Raw genomic sequence first — 22,488 nt, 5'->3', positions numbered from 1 at the left:
GGCATCAAGCATAGAAATCAATTCCGCTGTCGTTTGTCGATTCCGTCGACAAACGCATGCCAGCGCCCGTGACCTCTGCCTCAGTTTGGCCTGTTTCGGCAAAAGATCCGCTGCCTTTTTGGCCTTGCTGGCCCTGACCGGCAAACGCCGACTGACCCTGTGACTGCTGCTGCGGCTGTTGTTGCACCAGGGTCTGCCCCAGCTGGATGCCCTGCCCGGCCAGCATATCACGCAGCCGGGGCATGGCCTGCTCCAGCATTTCCCGGGTCTGGCCGTGCTGCACCACGAAATGGACGTTGGCCTGGCTGTCTGCCCCCATCTGGATCTGGATCTTCATCTTGCCAAGGCCGAGGGGATCGAGCTGGATCTCCGCCTGCTGCAGCTTGTCCGCCAGCATCAGATTGACCTTCTGATGCAACTGGGCCGGCGCCTCCGGATCGGCCAGCTTGAGGTGGGGCAGGTTGGCGGGCTCGCGCCGCGCAGTCGCTTCGGTGGCCGCCGGCCGGTTGTCATGACCCACCGCCTGGGGCTGGCTGTTCTGCTGGACCTGCTGGCTGCGGCTGCTCTCCGGGGTGGTGGTCGTCTCGCTGCTCTCCTGGGCGCCGCCGCGAGCCAGCTCTGCCACCTTCTGCTTCACGTCGACTTTCACCTCGCTGCGAGCTCTGGTGGCTTCGCTGCGCTCGGTGGCTTCCATCTGCTTGAGTCCGGCTGACAAACTGGCCAGGGACGCTTGCGGGCCCTGCGGCTCGCTGCTGGCCAGCACCTGTTGTGGCGCCACCAGCACGGGTTCGCTGGCGGGGGCGGTGGCCGGTGCCGGTGCGCCGCTGCTGGCGGCAGGAGCGGGCTGGCCCTCGGCCTTGGCGGCCACCGGCTTGGACTGCCCATCCCCCTCGGCGGCGGTCTGCGTCGGCGCCTTGTCAGCGGCGGCGCTGCTCGAGCCGCCATCGGTGCGGGTCACCCCTTCTTCAAACGCTCTGGCGGCACCGGGCTGAGTGGCTACGGCCTGGTGGGTGGCCTGCAGCGGAGCGGTTTTTACCGGCTCTTCCTTGCCCGCCATGGGCGGCACTACAGGCTTGGCCCCCTTGTCGGCGCCTTCCAGCTGGATCCTGGTGTCATTCTCACCCTGTTCGCTTAACGCGGCGGCGGGCACCTTGCTCAGCAAGGCCGCCCGCTCGGCGGCGGAGAGCTCGCTTTTGCTCCCCTTGGTCTCTTTGCCATTGTTATCGGCATGTTGGTCGGCATTGGCACCGCTCTTCTTGCCGCTTCCCTCTTTCCCGGTTTCCTGCAGCTGAGCCGCCAAGGCGGCGTCATCCGTCATGACAGCATCCGGCTGCGCGGCCTTCGCATCAACCGGCACACTGGTTTCGCCCGTGAGCAAGCTGGCAGCCTGGCGGGCCAGCGCGGCGGCACTGGTCGTCGCCCCCTGCTTCTCACCGCTGCCGGCGAGCGGCTGGGTGAGGGTGGCCGCTGCCTCGGCCGACTCGGCGTCCGGGCCCTTCTGCGGCAACATCTTGCCGTCCGTCTCGACGACGGGAGCCGTGGCGACCAGATTGATGGCCGCCGGGGCGACCAGGGAGGTGTCCTGTTTGAGGGCATCCTGCAGACGCTGCAAGAAATCGTTGGGGGCGAGAGCGGGGTCGGGCTCGCTTCCCTTCTGTGGTTTGTCGTCGGCGCCAGCGGCCTCTTCGGCCTCATTCGCCAAAGATTTGGCAACCTCGCCCTTGGCGGTCGGCACCGGCTTGTTGCTCTCCGATGCACCAGCACTCCCCTGCTCGGCGCCGGGCCGGGCCGGGGCCTTGCCATCGGCTTTGGCATTGACCTTGTCAGCCTGCTGCACCCGGTTCATCACCTCGGAAAAGCCGGCCTTGCCGTCGCTCAGCAACGCCCCTTCACCGCCATCCTGGCTCGCCGTCAGCACAGCGCTCTTGTCGGCAGCGGCAGCTGTCGGCGCGGCGGGGGAATTGGTTAACAGTGTCTGCATCATGGTGAAGATTCCTGGCGACATTCGGCTTCGGGTTTATCCTCAGCTCCCCGGGGGAAGTGAGGCGCACACGGGATGGCAAGAAGAAAGCAAGTTACAGGCCAGAATGGTGGAAACGGCGCAACATGGCGTACTCGTCCAGCATCTTCTGCTCCTGACGCTGGGCTTTCTGCTGCTCGCGGCCCGCCTGCTTGGCCAGCAGCAACTCCACCGCCTTGCGCCGCTGCTGGGCGGCCAGCCACTCCTCACGGCGCAGTTCCAGCGCCTGGCGTACCTGCAACACCCCTTCGTACTGCTGGGTGGCGGCCTGCTCGAGCTTGTTGATGAAGGCGTGATACTGGCTGTTCTGCTGGGCACCTATGCCCTGCAGGCCGCGGTCGGTCCACTGCTGGTGGTAGATCTGGCGGTACTGGTTGAGCGCGTCCTGCTGCTCCATGAAGATTTTCAGATCCTGCTGGGCCTTGGCCAGCGCCAGCGCCGCCTGCTGTTCGGCCTCCACCAGCCGCTCCGACAACATTACCAAGCCTTTACTCATGGGCACGCCTCCCTCTTATCTTCTCGTCAACGCATCAGCGGCATGGCCACCAGCTGCAGGGCCTGCAGGCCCGCATCGTAGTGAATGACCTCGCGCATGCCTTGCTGCAAGAACTGATCCAGATAGGGTTTCTGGATGATGGCGCGGTCGATGCGGGGGTCGGAGCCCTGGCTGTAGGCACCGATGGTGATGAGATCGCGGTTCTGTTGGTAGAGGGAGTAGAACTGCTTGAGGGTGCGCGCCAGCTCCATGTGTTCCGGCGAGGTCACCATGGGCATCACCCGGCTGATGGACTTCTCGATGTCGATGGCCGGGTAGTGGCCCGCATCGGCCAGCTCCCGCGACAACACGATGTGGCCGTCGAGGATGGCCCGCGCCGCATCGGCGATGGGATCCTGCAGATCGTCACCTTCCGTCAGCACGGTGAAGAAGGCCGTGATCGAGCCCTGGCCGTCGCTGCCGTTGCCGGCCCGCTCCACCAGTGCCGGCAATTTGGCGAACACCGAGGGCGGATAGCCCTTGGTGGCCGGCGGCTCGCCCACCGCCAGGGCGATCTCGCGCTGGGCCTGGGCGTAACGGGTGAGCGAGTCCATCAGCAGCAGCACGTTGAGCCCCTGATCGCGGAAATACTCGGCGATGGCCAGCGCCGTCTCGCACCCCTTGAGCCGCATCAGCGGCGAGGCATCAGCCGGCGCCGCCACCACCACGGAGCGGGCACGCCCCTCCTCCCCCAGGATCTCCTCGATGAACTCCTTCACCTCGCGGCCCCGTTCGCCGATGAGCCCGACCACCACCACGTCGGCCACCGAGCCGCGGGTCATCATGCCGAGCAGCACGGATTTGCCGACGCCGGAGCCGGCGAACAGCCCCATCCGCTGGCCCTGCCCTACCGTCAGTACGGCGTTGATGGCGCGCACCCCCACGTCCATCGGCTGATGGATCGGGCGGCGGGAGAGCGGGTTGATGCGGTGCTGGGCAAACTGCACCGTCTGGGAAGAGAGGATGGGGCCGAGCCCGTCCAGCGGCTGGCCGATGCCATCGATGACCCGGCCCAGCAGGTTCATGCCGACCGGGATGCCGTGCTCCTCGGTGATGGGCACCACCCGGGCACCCGGAATGACCCCCTTGAGCTGCTCGCTCGGCATCAGAAACAGCCGATCGCCGGAGAAGCCCACTACTTCGGCCTCCAGCGAGCCATCCTGGGTATCGATGCGACAGAGTGCCCCGATGGCGGCGCGGCAGCCGATGGCTTCGAGGGTCAGCCCCACCACCCGGGTCAGCTTGCCGGCCACCGGCGGTTTCGGGGCGATATCGCGAACCCGATACCCTTGCAACCGATTGAGTAACGAGCCGCTCATCCGGCCTCCTGAGATATGACGTTGAATGGGTAGAGAAAGCAGACGGGCCGCCCCCTGGCGGCCCGCATGCCCTTAGCTGCGGGCATCCTGCGATGCATTGTCGCGCAGGAAGTTGCGCAGCAGTTGATCGATGCGCCCCGCGAGGGTTAGATCGATGCTGGAGAGTTCGGTGGCCAGTTGCAGATCGCCGGGGGAGAGGGTGGGATCGCTTTGCAGCCGCCAGTGGCGCTTGGCGCACTCCTCGGCGCCGAACGCCTGCTCGACCCGGGCCAGATCGTCCGGGTGCAGCATCAGGGTGACCCCCAGTTCGGCGGCCGGCAACAGCGCCAGCCCCTGCTTGAGCGCTTCGAGCAACAGCCGGGGCGATGTTTCCGCCTCGTGACGGATGAGGGCGCGGGCCAGCTGCATCACCAGGGCGATGAGCTGCTGCTCTACCGCACCGTCCAGCTCCTTGAGCGGGTTGGCGAGGCGATCGATGAGCCCCTGCCAGTGGCTCATCTGCTGATCCACCAGCTCGCGGCCGAGGGCCAGCCCCTCCTCCTTGCCCTGCTCCAGCCCGGCGGCATGGCCCTGCTGCAGGCCTTCCAGCTTGCCCTCTTCGAGCCCCTTGGCGTAACCGGCGTCACGCCCCTCGGCCATTCCCTCTTCCCAGGCGGCCTGGCGAATTGCTTCGAGCTCCTCGGCAGTGATGCTGGGGGCAGGCTCCTCCACCGGTTCTTCGACCGGGACCTCTTCTTCCTGCCGATACCAGTCCGGCGTCAGCCCGAGGGCGTTGGTCTCGACCTCGGCCTCGACCTCCATCTCGGGCCAGCCCCAGGTCTGGACCTGGCTCTCATCCCCGTCAGGTCTGACATAACCGCGCAGCTTGTTGTTGTTCATCTGTCTGCCGCACTCCTCGCCATAACGCTGCCCGCTCTGCTATTCACGCCGACGTGACCACTCATCACAGGAACTCCTCGCCGCCACCGGCACCCAGCATGATCTCGCCGGCATCCGCCAGACGGCGGGCGATGGAGAGGATCTCTTTCTGGGCTGCTTCCACTTCGGAGACCCGGATCGGCCCCATGGCCTCCAGATCGTCCGCCAGCATCTCGGCGGCCCGCTTGGACATGTTCTTGAATACCTTCTCGCGCATCTGATCGTCGGAGCCCTTGAGCGCCCGTTGCAGCAGATCGCCCGGCACTTCCCGCAGCATGGTCTGGATGCCGCGATCGTCCACATCGATGAGGTTTTCGAACACGAACATCAAATCCTGGATCTGCTGACTCATCTCCTCGTCCGACTCGCGGATGGAGTCCATCAGCTGGCCTTCGATGTTGGTGTCGAGGTAGTTCATGATGTTGGCTGCCGCCTTCAGGCCACCCATCTTGGCTGCCTGGGCACCCGCCGCACCGGCAAACTGTTTCTCCATGATGTCGTTGAGCTCTTGCAGTGCCGCCGGTTGCACCTCTTCCAGGTTGGCGATACGCATCACCAGATCGAGGCGCACCTGCTCCGGGAACTGGCTCAGGATCTCGGCCGACTGTTCCGGCTCCAGATACGAAAGGACGATGGTCTGGATCTGCGGGTGTTCGTTCTGGATGATGCTGGCCACCTGGCGGGCATCCATCCACTTGAGCGAGTCGAGGCCGCGGGCACCTGAACCCAGGATGATCTGGTCCACCAGGTTGCTGGCCTTGTCTTCGCCAAGGGCCGCCACCAGCGCCTTGCGTACGAAATCTTCGCTGCCGATACCAATGTTGGTGTACTTCTGGATGTCGTCGATGAATTGACGGTGGACCGCCGCCACCCGGTCGTGACTGAAATCCGACATGGAGGCCATCGACATGCCGAGCCGCTGCACCTGCTTGGGCTCGAGATGGCGGAAGATCTGGGCGGCATCCTCTTCGTTGAGGCTCAGCATCAATACCGCCGCCATCTCCATACCGCTCATCTGATCCAGGATCTGGCGCTGACTGTCTGTGATGTCATTGCCGGTGACCTGTGTCTTGTTTTCGTCAGCCATCTTTGTTCGCTACCCATTCTTTAATGACCTGTGCGGCCAGATCCGGTTCGTTCGCCACCAGCGCACGTACCGCCTTGAGCAAGTCCTCGTCACGGTGCAGATCCGGCAGTTTCAGATGGCCGTCACGTACCCCGAACACCGGCTCGGATTCAGCCTGAGCCGCAAGCAGACTGAGCTCGTCATCCCCACCCAAGACGGTGTGGTTGTCGAAGTCCAGTTCCCCTTCCGGCTTGGCATCCGGATAAAGCAGGCGCTTGAGCATGGGCCGCACCACGGTGACGATCAACACTATGATGACCAGCACGGAGGCGGCGATGCGCACCGCACGCCAGAACCAGGGCTGCTCGTAGAGCGGCGCTTCTGCCACGCTTTCAAGCTCGGGCCGGTTGAACGGGATGGCGACCACCTCCAGAGTATCACCACGGGTCACATCAAAGCCAAGGCCACCGCTCAGCAGACGGCGCAGGGTATCGAGTTCGGGCTGGGTACGGGGCTCGCGGGTCACCTTGCCATCGGCAGCGGTAGACGCCTTGTAATCCACCGCCACCGAGACGGTCATGCGGCGAATGCCACCCATCTGGCGCCGGATATGGCTGACGGTGGTATCCAGTTCAAAGTTGCGGGTCGCCTCCTTGCGGGAGCGGCCGGAAGAAGACGCAGTTGTTTCGGCATTGGGGCCGGTCGCCTGCTGCGGAATGTTGGAGGCGGCAGGCGGCTGGTTGGAGAGGGCGCCGGGCACGCCGCCGTTGCTGCCGTTGGCGCTGTTCTCTTCCATGGTCATTTCGGAGCGCACCGCCGGCAAGTCCGGGTTGTAGGTCTTGCGGGTCTGCTCCTGCTGGGAGAAGTCGAGGGAGAGATCGACCTCCGCCGTATAATTGTCGGCGCCGAGTACCGGGATCAAGATGGCGTCAATTTTTTGTTTGTATTCCAGCTCCTGCTTCTGCTGCATCGCAAACTCCTTGCGAGTCTGGGCAGAGACGGGATCCTGGGAGCCCGAGTTGAGCAGGCGGCCGTTCTGGTCGGTCACGGTGACGCGGGTCGGCTCCAGACCGTGCACTGCGGAGGCGACCATGTCGACGATGGAATCCACCTCCCCCTGGCCGAGGGCATTGCCCTTGAGGCTCAGCACCACAGTCGCGCTCGGTTTGCGTTCGTTGCGGGCAAACACGTTGTCTTTCGGGATGGCCAGCAGCACCTGGGCTTTGGCCACGTTCTGGAACTGCTCGATGGCGCTGGCCAGCTGGCGCTCACGGCTCAGCTTGAGGCGCTCGCTCTCCATCCGCTGGCTGACGCCAAAGCTGGAGTCCTTGAGCAGGATGTCTTCCCCGTCACTGGTGGTATCGGTGGCGTTGGCCAGCCCGGCACGGGTCAGCGCCAGCCGGATGCTGGAGTAGTTCTCGGCACTGACCAGCACGCTCTTGCCATCCACCTGGTAGGGGATCTTCTGCTGATCGAGGTAGTCGAGGGTCTTGACCAGCTCCTGGGTGGTGTAGGTGCCCAAGGGCCGCATGTCCGGCTCCTTGCCCCACAGCAGGATGAAAACGGCGATCGCCAGACAGATGGCCAACCCCAGGATCAGGGTGATCTGACGCAGCACATCCGTGTTGGACAGAAAGCCGAGTGCTGAACTCTTCTGCTCATTCTCATCGAGGGCGGCACTGCCCTCATCGTTCATCAGCAGTTCGCCGTTTTGGTCATTAGCCACGATTTATGTCCTTATTGCTGACATGTTCATGATGTTCAGTTGCCATGGTGAGCGCGCTTATACCGGCATGTTCATGATGGTCTTGTAGGCATCGACCATCTTGTTGCGTACCTGCACCGTCGCCTCGAAGGCGATGGAGGATTTCTGGCCGGCGATCATCACCTGGGACAAGTCGACCGAGTTGTCGCCCATGTCGAAACGGGTACGCAGATCGTTGGCGGCCCCCTGCAACTCGTTGACGTTGCCAAGGGCCTGTTGCAGCAACTGGCCAAAGTCGGACGTGACCTGATGGCCGGGCTGGGTCAGCGGCGTGGCGCCGGCTTCGACCTTGAGTGCCTGCATCTCTTGCATCAGGCTGCTTGCACTAATTTCCATATTCCATCCCCAGACAAATCATTGACGCTGTCAGGGTGTAAGCAATTAGGGTGCCAACAAGTAGAAAACCACAAGGCAAGCGGGATGAGGGTGGATAAGCAGCCCGTAACAGGTGATGCGAGAGCAGATTATTTGCCAAGTGACGGCCTTCCCGTCAGCCAGCAAGATGCGGGCCGACGGAAAAGGCCGGAAAGCGGGTGACTAGCGGGTCAGATCCTTGTCCACCCAATATTTTGAGCCAGAGATGTTGGCATCCAGCAGCAAGCCTTTCTCGCCGATCTGGTAGATGGCCATGCCGCCGTTGTACTTGGCGCTGAGCTCGGCGCTCTCCTTGCCCGCCACGGCCCCCATCTCGGAGGTGGCCTCCCAGCCTTGGCTCACGAACGCATCGAACCTGGCCTTGTCTTCAAACAGGATCACCTGCTGGTAGAACTTGCCGCCGAGCCCGGCCGCGAGCCCGGCACCGAACATCTTCATGTAGGTGTGCTTGCCGCTGGTACGATTGACCGCCACCCCGGCCCCTTGGTTGGTGTGCAGCATCAGGGAGAACTTGCGCGAGTCGAACACCGCATAGCCATAGGCCTTGTCAAACAACAGCTTGGCCGAGGGCTGCTGGTTGAATAGCCGCACCAGGGCGGTGTCGGCCATGGTATCGAGGGCAAGACGCGCCTCGTCGGCCGTCTTGGGTTCGAGCATCTCGTCGAGCTTCTTGTCGGCCACCGTCAGCCACTCCTTGCCGGTCGCCACGCTCTTGTCGGTCCAGGCGCCGGCGGTGTTGAACGCCTCCGATCCCCACAGGGAAACCGATGCCCAGGTCGCCTTGGAGAAGTCGGTGACGCTCTGCCACGCCTCCTTGCTGGTGTCGCTCACCGCGCTGCCGAGCTCGCTCGCGGCCGCTTTCACCTTGGCCCAGTCAGCCAGGCTGGGGGCCGATGCCAGCGCCATGGTCGTTGCTATCACCAGGAATCGAATCTTCATGCTGTGCTCCACCCTTTGTGATGAGTTGATGGTCACAGTAGCAGATCTGGCCTAAGCCGGATAAGCCCAATGGCACGAGGCGGGTCAATCAGTGACGCTCGTCATGATGGGCTCCATCCCATTGACGGCCTCGATGGGGCAAAGCCCGCCGCCGCTCTCACGCTATCTCGCGTAGAGTCGCAACAGGACAAAACGAGGTAGGGCAAGTCATGACACCAGGCCCGCCGTCTAGCTGGCGGCGGGCTCTCGGTATTGCTGATGGATGGCGCGAAACGCCTCCTTGTTGCACAGCGCCGCCGCGACGCAGGCGGGGTCGAACTGGTTGCCGGCGTGGGTTTCGAGGTAGGCAAAAGCAGCTTCAAACGTCCAGGCCTGTTTGTAGGGCCGCTCGCTGGTGAGCGCATCGAACACGTCGGCCACCGCGACGATGCGGGCCTCCAGCGGGATCGCCTCCCCCGCCAATCCTTCCGGATACCCCTTCCCATCGAAGCGCTCGTGGTGATAGGCGATGATGTTCTTGAGCATGTCGGTGTGATGGATGCCGTCGAGGCCAAACTCGCTGATCATCAGGGCGATCATCTCCCGCCCTTTGAGCGGGTGGATCTTCATCACCCCGTATTCCTCTGGCGTCAGTTTGCGGGGTTTGAGCAAGATGGCGTCGGGCACCGCAATCTTGCCGATGTCGTGCAGCTCGGAGAAGAGATAGATGAACTCCACCTCCTCGTCGCTCAAGGGATAACGGGTGGCCACGGCGCGGGCGATGAGCCGCGAATAGGCCGACATCCGGTGCAGGTGATTGGCGGTCTCTTCATCCCGGTAGCGGCTGAACTCCCGCGCCGTGGTAAGCGCGCCGCTCAGGGTCTGAATCGAGAAAAATTCCACCGCGATGATGGCCGCCAGGATCTGGGCGTATGCCGCCAGTTCGCCACGGATGGCGGGGGCGAAGTAGCCAGGCTCCCTGGCATCGCAAAACAGAAAACCGAACAGCTTGCTGTTGAACAACAGCGGCTCGGTGTAGCTGGATTCATAACCGGCCGCCAGCAGCTTGCGGCTGTGCTCGGAGGGGGAGCCCAGCAGCGAATCCAGCGTGTCGAGCACCCTTGCTTGCCGGTGTTCGGCCAGATAGCGCAGAGAGGGGACGTCGCTCAGCTTGACCTCGTACTGCACCAGCGGGGAACTTCCCTCGGTGCTGTGGGCAAAGGTCTTGAGCCTGTCCGTGTGCTGGTCATAAATTGCGATGGCCACCCGGCTCAACTTGTCAAACCGCTGCCTGAGCGTAGCGTGCACGTTCTGCATTCTCTCGCCAAATGAGCTGTCCATCCCGTCCTTCCTTCCAGTCTGCCTGCAGGGAGTATAGTGACCCCCGTCTTCCCGCTCTCGCAAAATTGAGTTGAAACTCAACAGCCAGCGAACTGACGGAGCAAGGGTGCCGTCATCGGCCCGTATCGGCTCAAAACGGGCCTGCCTTGGCACAATCCTGCCTCGCCGGAGATATTGTTCGATTCCGCCGTGCCGGCTGTATAGTTTTTGGTTAGCCATTCCGGTAAAATCCGCGCCCTAAAACTAGAGCCACCTAAGAGTGATTGAGCGATGTCCAACACAAAACAGGCCCCCAAAGTAGGATTCGTCTCCTTGGGTTGCCCCAAAAATCTGGTCGATTCCGAGCGCATCCTGACCCAGCTGCGTACCGAAGGGTACGACGTGGTGCCCAGCTATGACGATGCGGAAGTGGTGGTGGTCAACACCTGCGGCTTCATCGACAGCGCGGTACAGGAGTCCCTGGAAGCCATTGGCGAGGCCCTGGCCGAGAACGGTAAGGTGATCGTCACCGGCTGCCTCGGTGCCAAAGAGAACCAGATCCGCGAGATCCACCCCAAGGTGCTCGAGATCACCGGTCCCCACGCCTATGAAGAGGTGCTGGGCCACGTCCACAAGTACGTCGAGAAGCCGACCCACAACCCCTTCACCAGCCTGGTACCGGCCCAGGGCGTCAAGCTGACCCCCCGCCACTACGCCTATCTGAAGATTTCCGAAGGCTGCAACCACCGCTGCACCTTCTGCATCATCCCCTCCATGCGCGGGGATCTGGTGAGCCGTCCCATCGGCGAAGTGCTGGCCGAGGCCAAGCGCCTGAAAGAGGCCGGTGTGAAAGAGATCCTGGTCATCTCCCAGGACACCTCCGCCTACGGTGTCGACGTCAAGCACCGCACCGGTTTCTACGACGGCATGCCGGTCAAAACCAGCATGGTGGCCCTGTGCGAAGAGCTGGCCAAGCTCGGCATGTGGGTGCGCCTGCACTACGTCTACCCGTACCCGCACGTGGATGACGTCATCCCGCTGATGCGCGACGGCAAGGTACTGCCCTACCTCGACATCCCGCTGCAACACGCCAGCCCGCGCATCCTCAAGCTGATGAAGCGCCCGGGCACGGTCGAGCGCACCCTGGAGCGGATCCAGAAGTGGCGCGAGATCTGCCCCGAGATCACCCTGCGCTCCACCTTCATCGTCGGCTTCCCCGGTGAAACCGAAGAAGAGTTCCAGATGCTGCTGGACTTCATCGACAAGGCGGAGCTGGATCGGGTCGGCTGCTTCAAATACAGCCCGGTCGAAGGTGCCAAGGCCAACGAGCTGCCGGATCCGGTACCGGAAGAGGTGCAGGAAGAGCGCTTCCAGCGCTTCATGGAGCTGCAGCAGCAGGTCTCCATCCGCAAGCTCGCCCGCAAGGTCGGCAAGGAGATGCTGGTGCTGATCGACGAGGTGGACGAAGAGGGTGCCACTGGCCGCTCCGCCGCCGATGCCCCCGAAATCGACGGCCTGGTCTACCTGAACGGTGAAACCGGCCTCAAGCCCGGCGACATGGTCAAGGTCCGCATCGATGAAGCGGACGAGTACGACCTGTGGGCCAGTCTCATCGACTGACCCGCGACAAGCGCCAACAAAAAAGCCAGTCAGTGACCCTGACTGGCTTTTTTGTTGGCGCCACTTGGCGGATAAATACCGTTGCTGCAATGGGTTAAAGGGAATTAACCAATAGAGTGCTGATTCAGTCCCGATACAGCCAGGGCTGTTAGGATCCGGATTGACTCTCCCCGTCATAAGCCCTCTAATTGACAGCCTGGATCCCCATGATCGCGCACCTTATGAAAATATTGTTGGTCGAAGACGACAAGCTGCTCAATCACCACCTCAGCACCCTGCTGACCGAAGCCCAGAATCAGGTACACAGCACCGACAGCGCCCAGGTGGCCCTGCATTACGCCGCCGACTATCCCATCGACGTGGCCATCATCGATCTGGGTCTGCCGGACATGGACGGTTTGCAGCTCATCCGCCAGCTGCGCGAGCAGCAGATCCCCTTCCCCATCATCGTATTGACCGCGCGCGGCAACTGGCAGGACAAGGTGGAAGGGCTGGAAGCCGGGGCGGACGACTACCTGGTCAAGCCGTTCCAGAAGGACGAGCTGCTGGCCCGCCTCAACGCCCTGGTGCGTCGCAGTGCCGGCTTCATCTCCCCCAGGGTCAAGGCCGGCGACTACGAGCTGGATCTCTCCCGCAAGGAGCTGACCATCGCCGGCACCCCGGTGGTGCTCACCAGCTTTGAATACCTGATCCTCGAATACCTGATGCGCAACGCCCGCCAGGTGGTCTCCAAGCAACAGCTGCTGGACCAGCTCTATGGCGATGGCGAGGGGGACCCCAACACCATCGAGGTGATGGTGAGCCGGCTGCGCAAGAAGCTGGATCCGGAGGGGACCATCCAGCCCATCTCCACCATCCGCCGCCAGGGTTACATCTTCAACCTGTCGTGCAGCTGATGGACGTTCGTCTGCTGCGCCCCATGCGCTTCATCCGCCGCTCGCTGCACATCAAGCTGATGCTGAGCGCCATGCTGGTCATCGCGCTCATCATGGCCTTCTCGGTTTACATCCTCTATCTGGGTCACACCGAGGAGCAGGCCCAGAAAGCCAGCACCCGCATGCAGGAGAACCTCTCCAAGCTGTTCTCCTCCAAGCTGCCGGAAGCCCGGGCAACCACGGATCTCGGCCGGATCACCCCGGATGCCGTCGACCCCAATCTGGATACCCTGATCTGCCGGGCCGACGGCCAGCTGAGCTGGTCCAGCATGCATATGCCAGAGGTGATCCAGGCCAAGGACACCATCTGCCAGGATCTGATGAAGTATCTGGGTGGGCTGGATCAGGACTACTTCTTCAAGCTCCACACCATCAAGAATGGCGAGAGCTACTTCATCTACAGCCTGCGTTTTCTGCGCAATCACGGCGACGGACCCACCACCTATTACGTGGTGATGGTCGATTCGGCCAAGCGCTATCTGGCCCAGACCCGTGATTATCTCCACCAGCGTATTCGTCAAGCCCTGCTGGCCTATCTGATGCTCGGTGCCCTGCTGCTGCTCACCAGCTTCTGGAGCCTGGGCTCCCTGCGCACCATGGCGCGCCAGATGGACGAGATCCGAGCCGGCAAGCGGGATGCACTCTCCAACGACTATGAACGGGAACTGACGCCGCTGACCGAGTCGGTCAACCAGCTGCTGGAGAACGAACGGCAGCAGACCCAGCGCTACCAGCACGCCCTCAACGACCTGGCCCACAGCCTGAAAACACGGCTGGCGCTGATCCAGATGACGGCGCAGGAGGTCAAGCTGGGACGCGACATCCACGACAACATCAATGAGCAGATCCTGACCATGGATCAGATCATCCAGTACCAGCTGCGCCGCGCCGTTACCGGCCGCCAGCGCCTCGCCAGCAAAGGCACCGAGCCGGTGCCTCTCATCGAGAAGCTGCTGGCCAGCCTCGCCAAGGTCTATCGCCACAAGAAGCTGCAGACCCGCTTCAAGTTCGATGACGATGTCTTCTTCGCCGGCGAGCAGGGGGACCTGATGGAGCTGATGGGCAACCTGCTCGACAACGCCTTCAAGTTCGCCATCAGCGAGATCAGGGTGACGGTGAGCCGCCGGCTCGACCGGCTGCGGATCGAGATCGAGGACGACGGTCCCGGCATCGACCCCGGCAAGTCGCAGCAGATCTTCCAGCGCGGGGTGCGCGCCGACAGCTCCCCCGGCCAGGGCATCGGGCTGGCGGTGGTCACCGAAATCGTGCACAGCTACGGCGGCCAGATCATGGTGGATGAGTCCCCACTCGGGGGCGCCCGCTTCACCCTCGACCTGCCCTGAGCCCATCCCTGCCCACTGCGCCTGCCACCCGGCAGGCGCAGTGCATTGCGGCACCGACCCATCCTTTCGCAAAGGACGACATCCCCATCCAGCCGGCAAACCGCAGGCATAAAAAAACCGGCCGCGAGGGCCGGTGAAACAGTTCAGGCTTGTCAGGTGACAAACGCACCCAGCGGATGAAGACAAGTCCCAACTCCTTATGGAGCCCTGCCTTCTTGAGTACGTGTTGACACTCTACGCCATGGTCACTGAATCAAGGCTGAACCATGGCCGATCCGTCCCCCGCCAAGCCGCCGGCTTATAACTTGATGCCGAGCGACTGGCGCAGATAGGCGCCGGCGCCGAGCAGACCCGGTCCCTCGTGGGTGATGAGGAAGACGGGGATATCCTTGAGGTAGGATTTGAAACGCCCCTTGTCTTCAAAGGCCACCCGAAAGCCCGAGCCGATAAAGAACTCCTGAAAGCGCGGCACTATGCCGCCAGCGATGTAGACGCCACCGAAGGTGCCCATGTTGAGCGCCAGGTTGCCGGCAAAGCGGCCCATCAGCACGCAGAACAGGCTCAAGGCACGGCGGCAGTCCAGGCACTCGCCCGCCAGCGCGCGCTCGGTGATGTCCTTGGGTTCGAACGCCTGCGGCTCGCGGCCGTCTGATTTCACCAAACCACGGTAGATGTTGACGAGGCCGGGGCCGGAAAGCAGCCGCTCGGCCGAGACGTGGCCCAGCTCGGCGCGCATCACCTGCAGCACCGCATCCTCTTCTTCGCTGTTGGCGGCAAAGTCCACGTGGCCGCCCTCGCCCGGCAGGCTCAGCCACTGCTCGCCAGTGTGCACCAGATGGGCGACCCCAAGGCCGGTGCCAGCCCCGTAGATGGCGATGGGCTTGCCGGCCACGGGCGCCGAGCCCCCCAGCTGGATGCAGTCAGCCGCGTCCAGCACCGGCACCGCCATGGAGACGGCGGTAAAATCGTTGATCACCTGCAACCGGGTCAGGCCCAGATTGGCCTGCATCTCGCTGATGGAAAACTCCCAGCTGTGGTTGGTCATGGCGACCCAGTCGCCGTTGATGGGGCAGGCGATGGCGATGCAGGCTTCGCCCACCTGCACCTTGTGCTCATCCAGATAGAGGCGAACCACGGCTTCCAGACTGGGATGAGCCAGCCCGGAATAGGTCTTGGCCTGGGAAATGGTGCCGGTTGCCAGCTCGCACAGGGCCAACCGGGCATTGGTGCCGCCTACGTCGCCGACCAGCGCATGGGTATGCTGCATAAAACAACTCCTTCGTTACTGGGGTCGGGGCGGCCGTTACCGTCCCGCAATTATTATTTGGTGCCAATTCTACCCGAGCCCCTCCCCTTGCGGCGCGTTTGATGGGTGCAACTGTGCGCCCGCTCACAGTGTTGTTGCTTTGCAACATTTGTAAGCGCTTTCACGGAATCACTGGAAGTTTGTAACCAAAACAACGAAATAATTAGACATGAGTCATACTTTGCAGGGCCGAGATTAGTTTCGATAAGAGCTTGTCTTGTATAGTCATCAAGTTGATTGGAAACCTGCTTAGCCATGAATTTAGTGCAAAGACACTGAAGCTAAATTACAAAAACGCCTGGTGGTGATGATGAATACCCTTGATAAAATTACTAATAATTTGGAAAGTTTCAGTAAATCAGAGCGTAAAGTCGCCGAGGTCATCCTGGCCTCTCCGCAGACGGCCATCCACTCCAGTATCGCCACCCTCGCCAAGATGGCTGACGTCAGCGAGCCGACCGTCAACCGTTTCTGCCGCCGTCTCGATACCAAAGGCTTTCCCGATTTCAAACTGCATCTGGCCCAGAGCCTGGCCAACGGCACGCCCTATGTGAACCGCCACGTGGAGGCGGAAGACGGGCCCGATACCTATACCGCCAAGATCTTCGAATCCACCATGGCCTGCCTCGATGCTGCCAAGAACAGCCTGGACATCTCCGCCATCAATCGCTGCGTCGATATCCTGACCCAGTCCAAGAAGATCAGCTTCTTTGGCCTTGGCGCCTCCTCCGCCGTCGCCCGCGATGCCCAGAACAAGTTCTTCCGCTTCAACATCCCGGTGGTGAGCTTCGATGACATCGTCATGATGCGCATGAGCTGCATCAACAGCAGCGAAGGGGACGTGGTGGTGCTCATCTCCCACACCGGCCGCACCAAGGCGCTGGTGGAGATTGCCGCATTGGCCCGCGAGAACGACGCCACCGTCATCGGCATGACCGCCAAGGACTCCCCGCTGGCGCGCGAGTGCAACCTGGTGCTCTCCATGGACGTGCCGGAAGACACCGACGTCTACATGCCGATGGCCTCGCGCATCGCCCAGCTCGCCCTGGTGGATGTGCTGGCAACCGGTTTCACCCTGCGCCGCGGCATGAAATTTCGCGAAAACCTGAAGAAAGTCAAAGAAGGTTTGCGCGAATCCCGCTTTGATACACCCCACTCTTCGTAAGCAGCGGGGGCCTCGGCCCCCGGCTGTCTCTGCCACCTTCCTTGGTGTAGTATTGTAATTTAGTAACAAAAGCCACCCAGATGGCTTGCAAGCGGGTGCAATGGGTCATGCGCTTGACGGGGCAGTATCTCAAGTCATATCAACTTCAAAACTGGAGTCTTTCATGCCAAGACGTACAAAGATTGTAACCACACTCGGTCCGGCCACCGATCGCGAAGGGATCCTCGAGGGGATCATCCGTGCCGGCGCCGACATGGTGCGGATGAACTTCTCCCACGGCACTGCTGAAGACCACATCCTGCGCGCCAACCAGGTGCGTGACATCGCCGCCAAGCTGGGTCGTCACGTCGCCATCATGGGCGACCTGCAGGGCCCCAAAATCCGCGTTTCCACCTTCAAGGACGGCAAGATCTATCTGGCCGTCGGCGACAAGTTCATCCTCGATGCCGCCCTCGGCAAGGGTGAAGGCTGTCAGGAGCAGGTCGGCATCGACTACAAGAGCCTGCCGGGCGATGTGATCGCCGGCGACATCCTGCTGCTGGACGACGGTCGCGTGCAGCTGAAGGTGGAGCAGGTCGAAGGCACCCGCATCCACACCACGGTCACCGTGGCCGGTCCGCTTTCCAACAACAAGGGTATCAACAAGAAGGGTGGTGGCCTCTCCGCCCCGGCCCTGACCGAAAAGGACAAGGAAGACATCAAGACCGCCGCCCGCATGAACGTGGACTACCTAGCCGTCTCCTTCCCCCGTTGCGGTGATGACCTGCGCTACGCCCGCGAGCTGGCCCGCGAAGCCGGCTCCAACGCCAAGATCGTGGCCAAGGTCGAGCGCGCCGAAACCGTCGCCACCGACGAGGCGATGGAAGACATCATCCTCGGCTCCGATGCCGTCATGGTGGCGCGTGGTGATCTGGGCGTCGAAATCGGCGATCCCGAGCTGGTCGGCGTGCAGAAAAAACTCATTCGCCACTCCCGTCGCCTGAACCGCGTCGTCATCACCGCTACCCAGATGATGGAGTCGATGATCAACGCGCCGCTGCCGACCCGTGCCGAAGTAATGGACGTGGCCAACGCCGTGCTGGACGGTACCGATGCGGTGATGCTCTCCGCCGAAACCGCCGCCGGTCAGTTTCCCATCGAAACCGTCACCTCCATGGCCAGCGTCTGCGTCGGTGCCGAGAAGCACCCGAGCCTGAACGTCTCCAACCACCGCATGAGCTACACCTTCACTTCGGTGGAAGAGGCCGTCGCCATGTCCACCATGTATGCAGCCAACCACCTGGAAGGGGTCAAGGCGATCGTGGCGCTGACCGAATCGGGCACCACCCCGCTGCTGATGTCCCGCATCAGCTCCGGCCTGCCGATCTTCGCCATGTCACCGCACAACAAGACCCTGGCCTGGACCAACCTCTACCGCGGCGTCACCCCTGTGCTGTTCGACGGCGACGAGACCAAACCGGTCTACGAGGTGTGCCGCGACGCGCTGGACGTGCTCAAGGCCAAGGGGCTGCTGCAAAGCGGCGACATGGTGTTGCTGACCCACGGCGACAAGATGGAAACCGTCGGCAGTACCAACACCTGCAAGGTGATGATGGTCGAGTAATCGCCCTTCACCGGCACCAAAAACGGCTCCCGCGGGAGCCGTTTTTTTATGGCGAAACCGCCGCCTCAGCCGCGAAACAGTTCGACCTTGTCGCCGTCCTGCAGGCTGCCGGCGCCGCGCACCACCACCCTGTCGCCCTGCTTGAGCGCCCCGCTCACCGCAACCTGCCGGCTGTCGCCGAACAGCACTGTCACCGGCACCCGGTTCACCGTCAGCTCCTCACCGCGCTGCTCCACCTGATAGACCACGCTCCCCTCGGTGTTGAGCACCAGGGCATCGCGCGGCAGCAGCATGGTCTGCTGCTCCGCCAGCGGCAACGCCACCCGCACCGGCGAGCCGATGATGAAGCGCCCCGCCTCGGGCTTGAGGCGCAGCTCGATGAGGCGCGACTTGGGGTCGGCGCTCGCCGCCCGCTGGTAATAGACACCGTGGCCGCTGAGCTGCTCCCCTTCCACCCGCAGCCGGGTCTGGGGCGCCAGCTGACCGGCCCAGACGATGGGGGCCTGCAGGCGGATGTCGGGCTGATCGGGATTGACCAGCTCCAGCGCCTGCTCACCGGCATCCACGTGCTCCCCCGGCTGAATGAAGTGGTTGTTCACCACCCCGTCGAACGGCGCGAAGATGTGGCTTCTGCGCAGCTGCTCCTCAATCTGGCGCACCTGCACCCGCGCCAGCCGCTCGGCCAGTTCAGCCTGCTCCACGTCATAACGCGCCTTGTCATACTGGCTCTGGGAGGTGCTCTTCTGACGGTGCAGCGTCGCCAGCCGGCCAAACTCGGCGCGGGCGAAGCGCACGTTGCTCTCCCACTTGGCCTGCTCGGCCTGAGCCTGCTCCAGCGAGAGCCGCAGCGCCGCACTGTCGAGGCGCAGCAGCTCATCCCCCTTGCTGACCCGGCTGCCGAACTCGGCGATCCACTCCACCCGGCCGCTCACCTCCGCGCTGAGCGCCGCCTGCTGGCGGCTCGCCACCGTGCCGCTGACCCAGATGCTGGCCGCCGCCTCCCCCCGGGTCACGTCCGCCAGGGTCACCATCTTGCCCTGCGCCAGCGCGGGGAACACGCTCCCCGCCAGCAGCGCCGCGCCCACTACCATCCTTGTAAAACCGTGTGTCATCGATGAGCTCCTTGCTCAGGCCCGCTGGCGCAGGGCGAGCGGTGGTTCGGCCCGCTCTCCCAGTCGCAGGAAGGCGGGCAACAGGATCAGGGTAAACAGGGTGCTGCAGCTCATGCCGCCAACGATGACGGTGGCCAGCCCCCGATAGATTTCACTGCCCTCGCTCGGGCTCAGCATCAACGGCAGCATGCCGAAGATGCTGGTGAGGCTGGTCATGGCGATGGGCCGCATCCGGCTTTGCAGGGCATCGGCCACCGCCAGCTGGCGGCTCATTCCCTCCCGCTCCGCGGTGCGGGTCTGATGCACCAGGAGAATGGCGTTGTTGACCACCAACCCCAGCAGAATCACGAAACCGATGATGGTCAGCAGATCCATCGGCAGCGGCACCAAGAGGCCGCTCAGGTGCAACGCCAGCACGCCGCCGACGGTGGCAAGTGGCAGGGTCAGCAGCACCAGCACGGCATCCTTGAGGGAGGCAAACACCCCCCACAACAGGATCAGCAGGATCATCACCGCAAACAGGAAGATGGCCCCCAGGTTGCCCAGCGCCTGCTGCAGGCTGTCGGCATTGCCGGAGACCCGCAGCTCGCCGCCAGCGGGCAGCAGTGGCCGGATGGCGGCAAAGCTTTTGCTCTGCAGGGTATCGAGTACCTGCTCCATGCTCATCCCCGCCGGGGGCGAGATCTGCAGGCTGATGCTGCGCCGGCCGTCGGCCCGAAAGATGCTGGCCGGCCCCATGTCGTGCTCCACCCGCAGCAGCTCGCCGAGCGGCACGATGCGCCCGGACGGGGTCGCCAGCGGCACCGCCTTGAGCTCGTCCGGGTTGGCCGAGGTCTGCCCCATCAGCATGATGTCGAGCCGCTCCTCCCCGTCGAAATACTCGCCGACCCGCAGCCCGTCGCCGAAGGTCTGGATGATGGCAGGCATGGGCGTACGATCCCAGCCCACCTCGGCGAGACGCCTGTCCTGCGGCACCAGCCGCAGCTCGGGGGCGGTGAAATCGAGATCCGGCTGCGGCCTCACCTGAGCGCCCGGCAGATCCTGCTTGACGATGGCCATGGCGGCCCGCGCCGCCTGGTAGAGCTCGGCCAGATCGCCTCCCTGCAGCAGCAGGGAGATGCCGTTCTCGCTGTCAAAGCCGCCGAACAGCGACCCCTGGCCGCCAAACACCTGGGTGTCGGGGATCCCCACCAGCAGCTGCTTCATCAACAGCTGCTCCAGCACCTTGATCTGATCCTCCTCTTTCGGCCGCACCCCGATCTGGGCGCCACCCGGGTAGCGCAGGATGTAGTAGTTCTTGAGGGCCGGCTCCTGATCCCCCTTCATGTAGGGGGCGAGACGGGCGATCAGGGTGTCGATCACCTCCTCGCGCTGGGCCTGCAGGTTGAAACCCGGGGTGAAATTCATCCAGACATCCACCGCATCGCGCTTCACGTCGGGCAGATAGTCCATCTTCGGCAACAGAGCCCAGGTGGCCAGCGCCGGCAGGCTCATCATCAGGGTGATGACGGTCCAGCGCTGGCGGGAGGTGCCGGTCCAACGGATCACCCGTCGGGTGGCGCCCTGCCACAGCCCCTCATAGGGATCGATCAGCCGCTCACGCCCCATCCAGCGCGCCGCCACCGCCGGCAGCACGGTCACCGCAACCAGCATGGAGACGGTCACCGCGCAGGCGATGGTGAGCGCCAGATCGGCAAACAGCTGTCCCTCCACGTCGTTGAGCAGCAGCACCGGCAGGAAGATAGCGACCGTGGTCAGGGTGGAAGCCACCAGGGCGGTCCACACCCGGCTGGTGCCTTCCAGCGCCGCCTCCGCCTTGCTGAGATCACCCCGCTCGTGGCGCCGGTAGATGCTCTCCAGCACCACGATGGCAGCATCGAGCACCATGCCCACCGCAAAGGCGATGCCCGCCAGCGAGATGACGTTGAGGGTCCGCCCCAACACCTTGAGCAGGCAGAATGTGAGCATGATGCTGATGGGAATGGCGATCGCGATCATCAGGGTCGCCTTGAGCTGGCGCAGAAAGACCCAGAGGATGGCGCAGGAGAGCAGCACGCCGAGCCCCAGGTTGGCGGTCACCATGCTCACCGCCCGGTTGATGTAGAGGGAGGCGTCAAATGACTGCTCCATGTGCAGGCCGACCGGCTCCAGCACCTCGCGGTTGAGCTCGCCCACCTTGAGCTTGATGGCCTCCAGCGCCGCCAGGGCGTTGGCACCGCTCTCCTTGAAGATCTGGGCCGCGATGGCGGTGTTGCCGTTCTGGATGCGCAGCACCGGGTTCTCCTCCCGGGCCAGCTGGATCTCCGCCACGTCCCGCAGATAGATAGGCAGGCCGTCGCGCCAGTCCACTACCTTGTCTCCCAGGGTCGCCACGTCGTAGCGGCCGGCAAAGCGCAGCTTGTACTCCCAGCGGCCGATGTCGAGGGTACCGGCGGAGACGTCCCAACCGGTGCTGGCCCGGCTGGCCAGTACCGGGATCTCCACCCCCAGCTCGGCGGCGCGGTAAGGGTCGAAACGGATCTGGATCTGGCGCTCATTGATCCCCTGAATATCGACGGTCGACACCCCGGGAATGCGCTCCAGCTCAGGTTTTATCCGCGCCTCGATCAGCGCCTGGTGATCGTCAATCTGCCCCTTGGCACCAGGCAGTTGCTGGATGAAAAAGAAGGTGAGGGTGTCGTTGCTGCTGTAGTTGTTGACGTAGGGGCCGCCAATCTTGTCCGGCAGGCCGGAGACCCGGTTCAGACGGGAGATGACGTCGAGCTGGGCCCGCTGCATGTCGGTGCCAAGGGCAAACTCCAGGTCGATTTCGGTAAAGCCGGGGAAGCTGTTGCTGGTGAGGTTCTTGAGCCCCTGCACCCCCTGCATCTCCTGCTCGATGGGGTCGGTTATCTCCGACTCCATCTCCTGGGGCGAGGCCGAGCGCCAGTCCACCGAGATGTTGAGGTGCGGGCGATCGATGTCGGGAAACAGCTGGATCGGCAGCCCCCGGATGCTGAGCAGGCCCAGCAGAAAAATCAGCACGATCGAGACCGCCACCCAGATGGGGCGTTCGATCGCCGTTTTGGCGAGATTCATTCACTCTTCCTGAGTTTGTTGTTGTCGGCCATTCCGCTGGCCTTGCTTCCTGCCCCAAGGGTGGGGGGCCATTGCATTAAACTGGAATTA

At 63.2% G+C, this 22,488-nt stretch carries 17 protein-coding genes; 5 read left to right on the top strand and 12 right to left on the bottom strand.

What is annotated here, in order from left to right; translation table 11 throughout:
* Positions 1-4: 4 nt before the first annotated feature.
* From ACPDZI_RS06395 to ACPDZI_RS06355, 9 genes are all read right to left on the bottom strand, one after another.
* On the bottom strand, positions 5-1,984 hold the full coding sequence (locus ACPDZI_RS06395; protein WP_438834213.1) for a flagellar hook-length control protein FliK: 1,980 nt from the start codon (positions 1,982-1,984) through the stop codon (positions 5-7).
* A 91-nt stretch (positions 1,985-2,075) separates the two neighbouring features.
* Positions 2,076-2,516: a flagellar export protein FliJ gene (gene fliJ, locus ACPDZI_RS06390; protein ID WP_011705276.1), complete on the bottom strand. Its 441-nt coding sequence runs from the start codon at positions 2,514-2,516 to the stop codon at positions 2,076-2,078.
* A 26-nt stretch (positions 2,517-2,542) separates the two neighbouring features.
* Positions 2,543-3,874 carry a flagellar protein export ATPase FliI gene (gene fliI / locus ACPDZI_RS06385; RefSeq protein WP_011705275.1) on the bottom strand — a complete coding sequence of 444 codons (1,332 nt, stop codon included), beginning with the start codon at positions 3,872-3,874 and terminating at the stop codon, positions 2,543-2,545.
* 72 nt (positions 3,875-3,946) lie between these two features.
* Positions 3,947-4,753: a flagellar assembly protein FliH gene (gene fliH, locus ACPDZI_RS06380; RefSeq protein ID WP_373881128.1), complete on the bottom strand. Its 807-nt coding sequence runs from the start codon at positions 4,751-4,753 to the stop codon at positions 3,947-3,949.
* 64 nt (positions 4,754-4,817) lie between these two features.
* Entirely contained in the window at positions 4,818-5,879 is a 1,062-nt protein-coding gene (gene fliG, locus ACPDZI_RS06375) for a flagellar motor switch protein FliG (protein WP_011705273.1), read from the bottom strand.
* Positions 5,872-7,584, bottom strand: coding sequence for a flagellar basal-body MS-ring/collar protein FliF (fliF, locus tag ACPDZI_RS06370; RefSeq protein WP_016350050.1), 1,713 nt, complete (start codon positions 7,582-7,584; stop codon positions 5,872-5,874). Before fliF ends, fliG begins: the two co-directional genes overlap by 8 nt.
* A 57-nt stretch (positions 7,585-7,641) precedes the next feature.
* Positions 7,642-7,959, bottom strand: a complete 318-nt coding sequence (gene fliE / locus ACPDZI_RS06365) for a flagellar hook-basal body complex protein FliE (protein WP_268031382.1) — start codon at positions 7,957-7,959, stop codon at positions 7,642-7,644.
* Positions 7,960-8,160: 201 nt separating this feature from the next.
* The gene (befA, locus tag ACPDZI_RS06360) at positions 8,161-8,937 is read right to left on the bottom strand and encodes a beta cell expansion factor BefA (RefSeq protein ID WP_268031384.1); all 777 of its coding nucleotides are present in this window, start codon (positions 8,935-8,937) and stop codon (positions 8,161-8,163) included.
* Positions 8,938-9,165: 228 nt separating this feature from the next.
* Positions 9,166-10,257 carry an HD domain-containing phosphohydrolase gene (locus ACPDZI_RS06355; protein WP_438834212.1) on the bottom strand — a complete coding sequence of 364 codons (1,092 nt, stop codon included), beginning with the start codon at positions 10,255-10,257 and terminating at the stop codon, positions 9,166-9,168.
* A gap of 270 nt (positions 10,258-10,527) precedes the next feature.
* On the opposite strand from ACPDZI_RS06355, the gene rimO reads away from it, so the two are divergent.
* The 3 genes from rimO to ACPDZI_RS06340 all read left to right on the top strand — a co-directional run bounded on the left by rimO (position 10,528) and on the right by ACPDZI_RS06340 (position 14,134).
* Positions 10,528-11,856 (top strand): 30S ribosomal protein S12 methylthiotransferase RimO, encoded by a 1,329-nt coding sequence (gene rimO / locus ACPDZI_RS06350; RefSeq protein WP_011705268.1) that lies wholly within the window; start codon positions 10,528-10,530, stop codon positions 11,854-11,856.
* Between the two features lie 221 nt (positions 11,857-12,077).
* Positions 12,078-12,752: a response regulator gene (locus tag ACPDZI_RS06345; protein ID WP_168965999.1), complete on the top strand. Its 675-nt coding sequence runs from the start codon at positions 12,078-12,080 to the stop codon at positions 12,750-12,752.
* The gene (locus ACPDZI_RS06340) at positions 12,752-14,134 is read left to right on the top strand and encodes an ATP-binding protein (RefSeq protein WP_258116249.1); all 1,383 of its coding nucleotides are present in this window, start codon (positions 12,752-12,754) and stop codon (positions 14,132-14,134) included. The genes ACPDZI_RS06345 and ACPDZI_RS06340 overlap by 1 nt, the downstream gene beginning before the upstream one ends.
* A gap of 298 nt (positions 14,135-14,432) precedes the next feature.
* Here ACPDZI_RS06340 and glk read toward each other — a convergent pair whose 3' ends face one another.
* Entirely contained in the window at positions 14,433-15,401 is a 969-nt protein-coding gene (glk, locus tag ACPDZI_RS06335; RefSeq protein ID WP_438834211.1) for a glucokinase, read from the bottom strand.
* A gap of 349 nt (positions 15,402-15,750) precedes the next feature.
* Between glk and ACPDZI_RS06330 the strand changes: the two genes are divergently transcribed.
* Complete coding sequence (locus tag ACPDZI_RS06330; protein ID WP_005298732.1) at positions 15,751-16,605, top strand: MurR/RpiR family transcriptional regulator; 855 nt, start codon at positions 15,751-15,753, stop codon at positions 16,603-16,605.
* Positions 16,606-16,768: 163 nt separating this feature from the next.
* Complete coding sequence (gene pyk, locus ACPDZI_RS06325; RefSeq protein ID WP_011705256.1) at positions 16,769-18,208, top strand: pyruvate kinase; 1,440 nt, start codon at positions 16,769-16,771, stop codon at positions 18,206-18,208.
* A gap of 65 nt (positions 18,209-18,273) precedes the next feature.
* Here pyk and ACPDZI_RS06320 read toward each other — a convergent pair whose 3' ends face one another.
* On the bottom strand, positions 18,274-19,320 hold the full coding sequence (locus ACPDZI_RS06320) for an efflux RND transporter periplasmic adaptor subunit (RefSeq protein WP_118881646.1): 1,047 nt from the start codon (positions 19,318-19,320) through the stop codon (positions 18,274-18,276).
* A gap of 15 nt (positions 19,321-19,335) precedes the next feature.
* On the bottom strand, positions 19,336-22,398 hold the full coding sequence (locus ACPDZI_RS06315; RefSeq protein WP_202011126.1) for an efflux RND transporter permease subunit: 3,063 nt from the start codon (positions 22,396-22,398) through the stop codon (positions 19,336-19,338).
* Positions 22,399-22,488: the final 90 nt, after the last annotated feature.

It is taken from the genome of Aeromonas oralensis, assembly GCF_049665575.1.
Lineage (GTDB): Bacteria > Pseudomonadota > Gammaproteobacteria > Enterobacterales > Aeromonadaceae > Aeromonas > Aeromonas hydrophila.
This window is presented reverse-complemented; position numbering and strand designations above follow the sequence as displayed.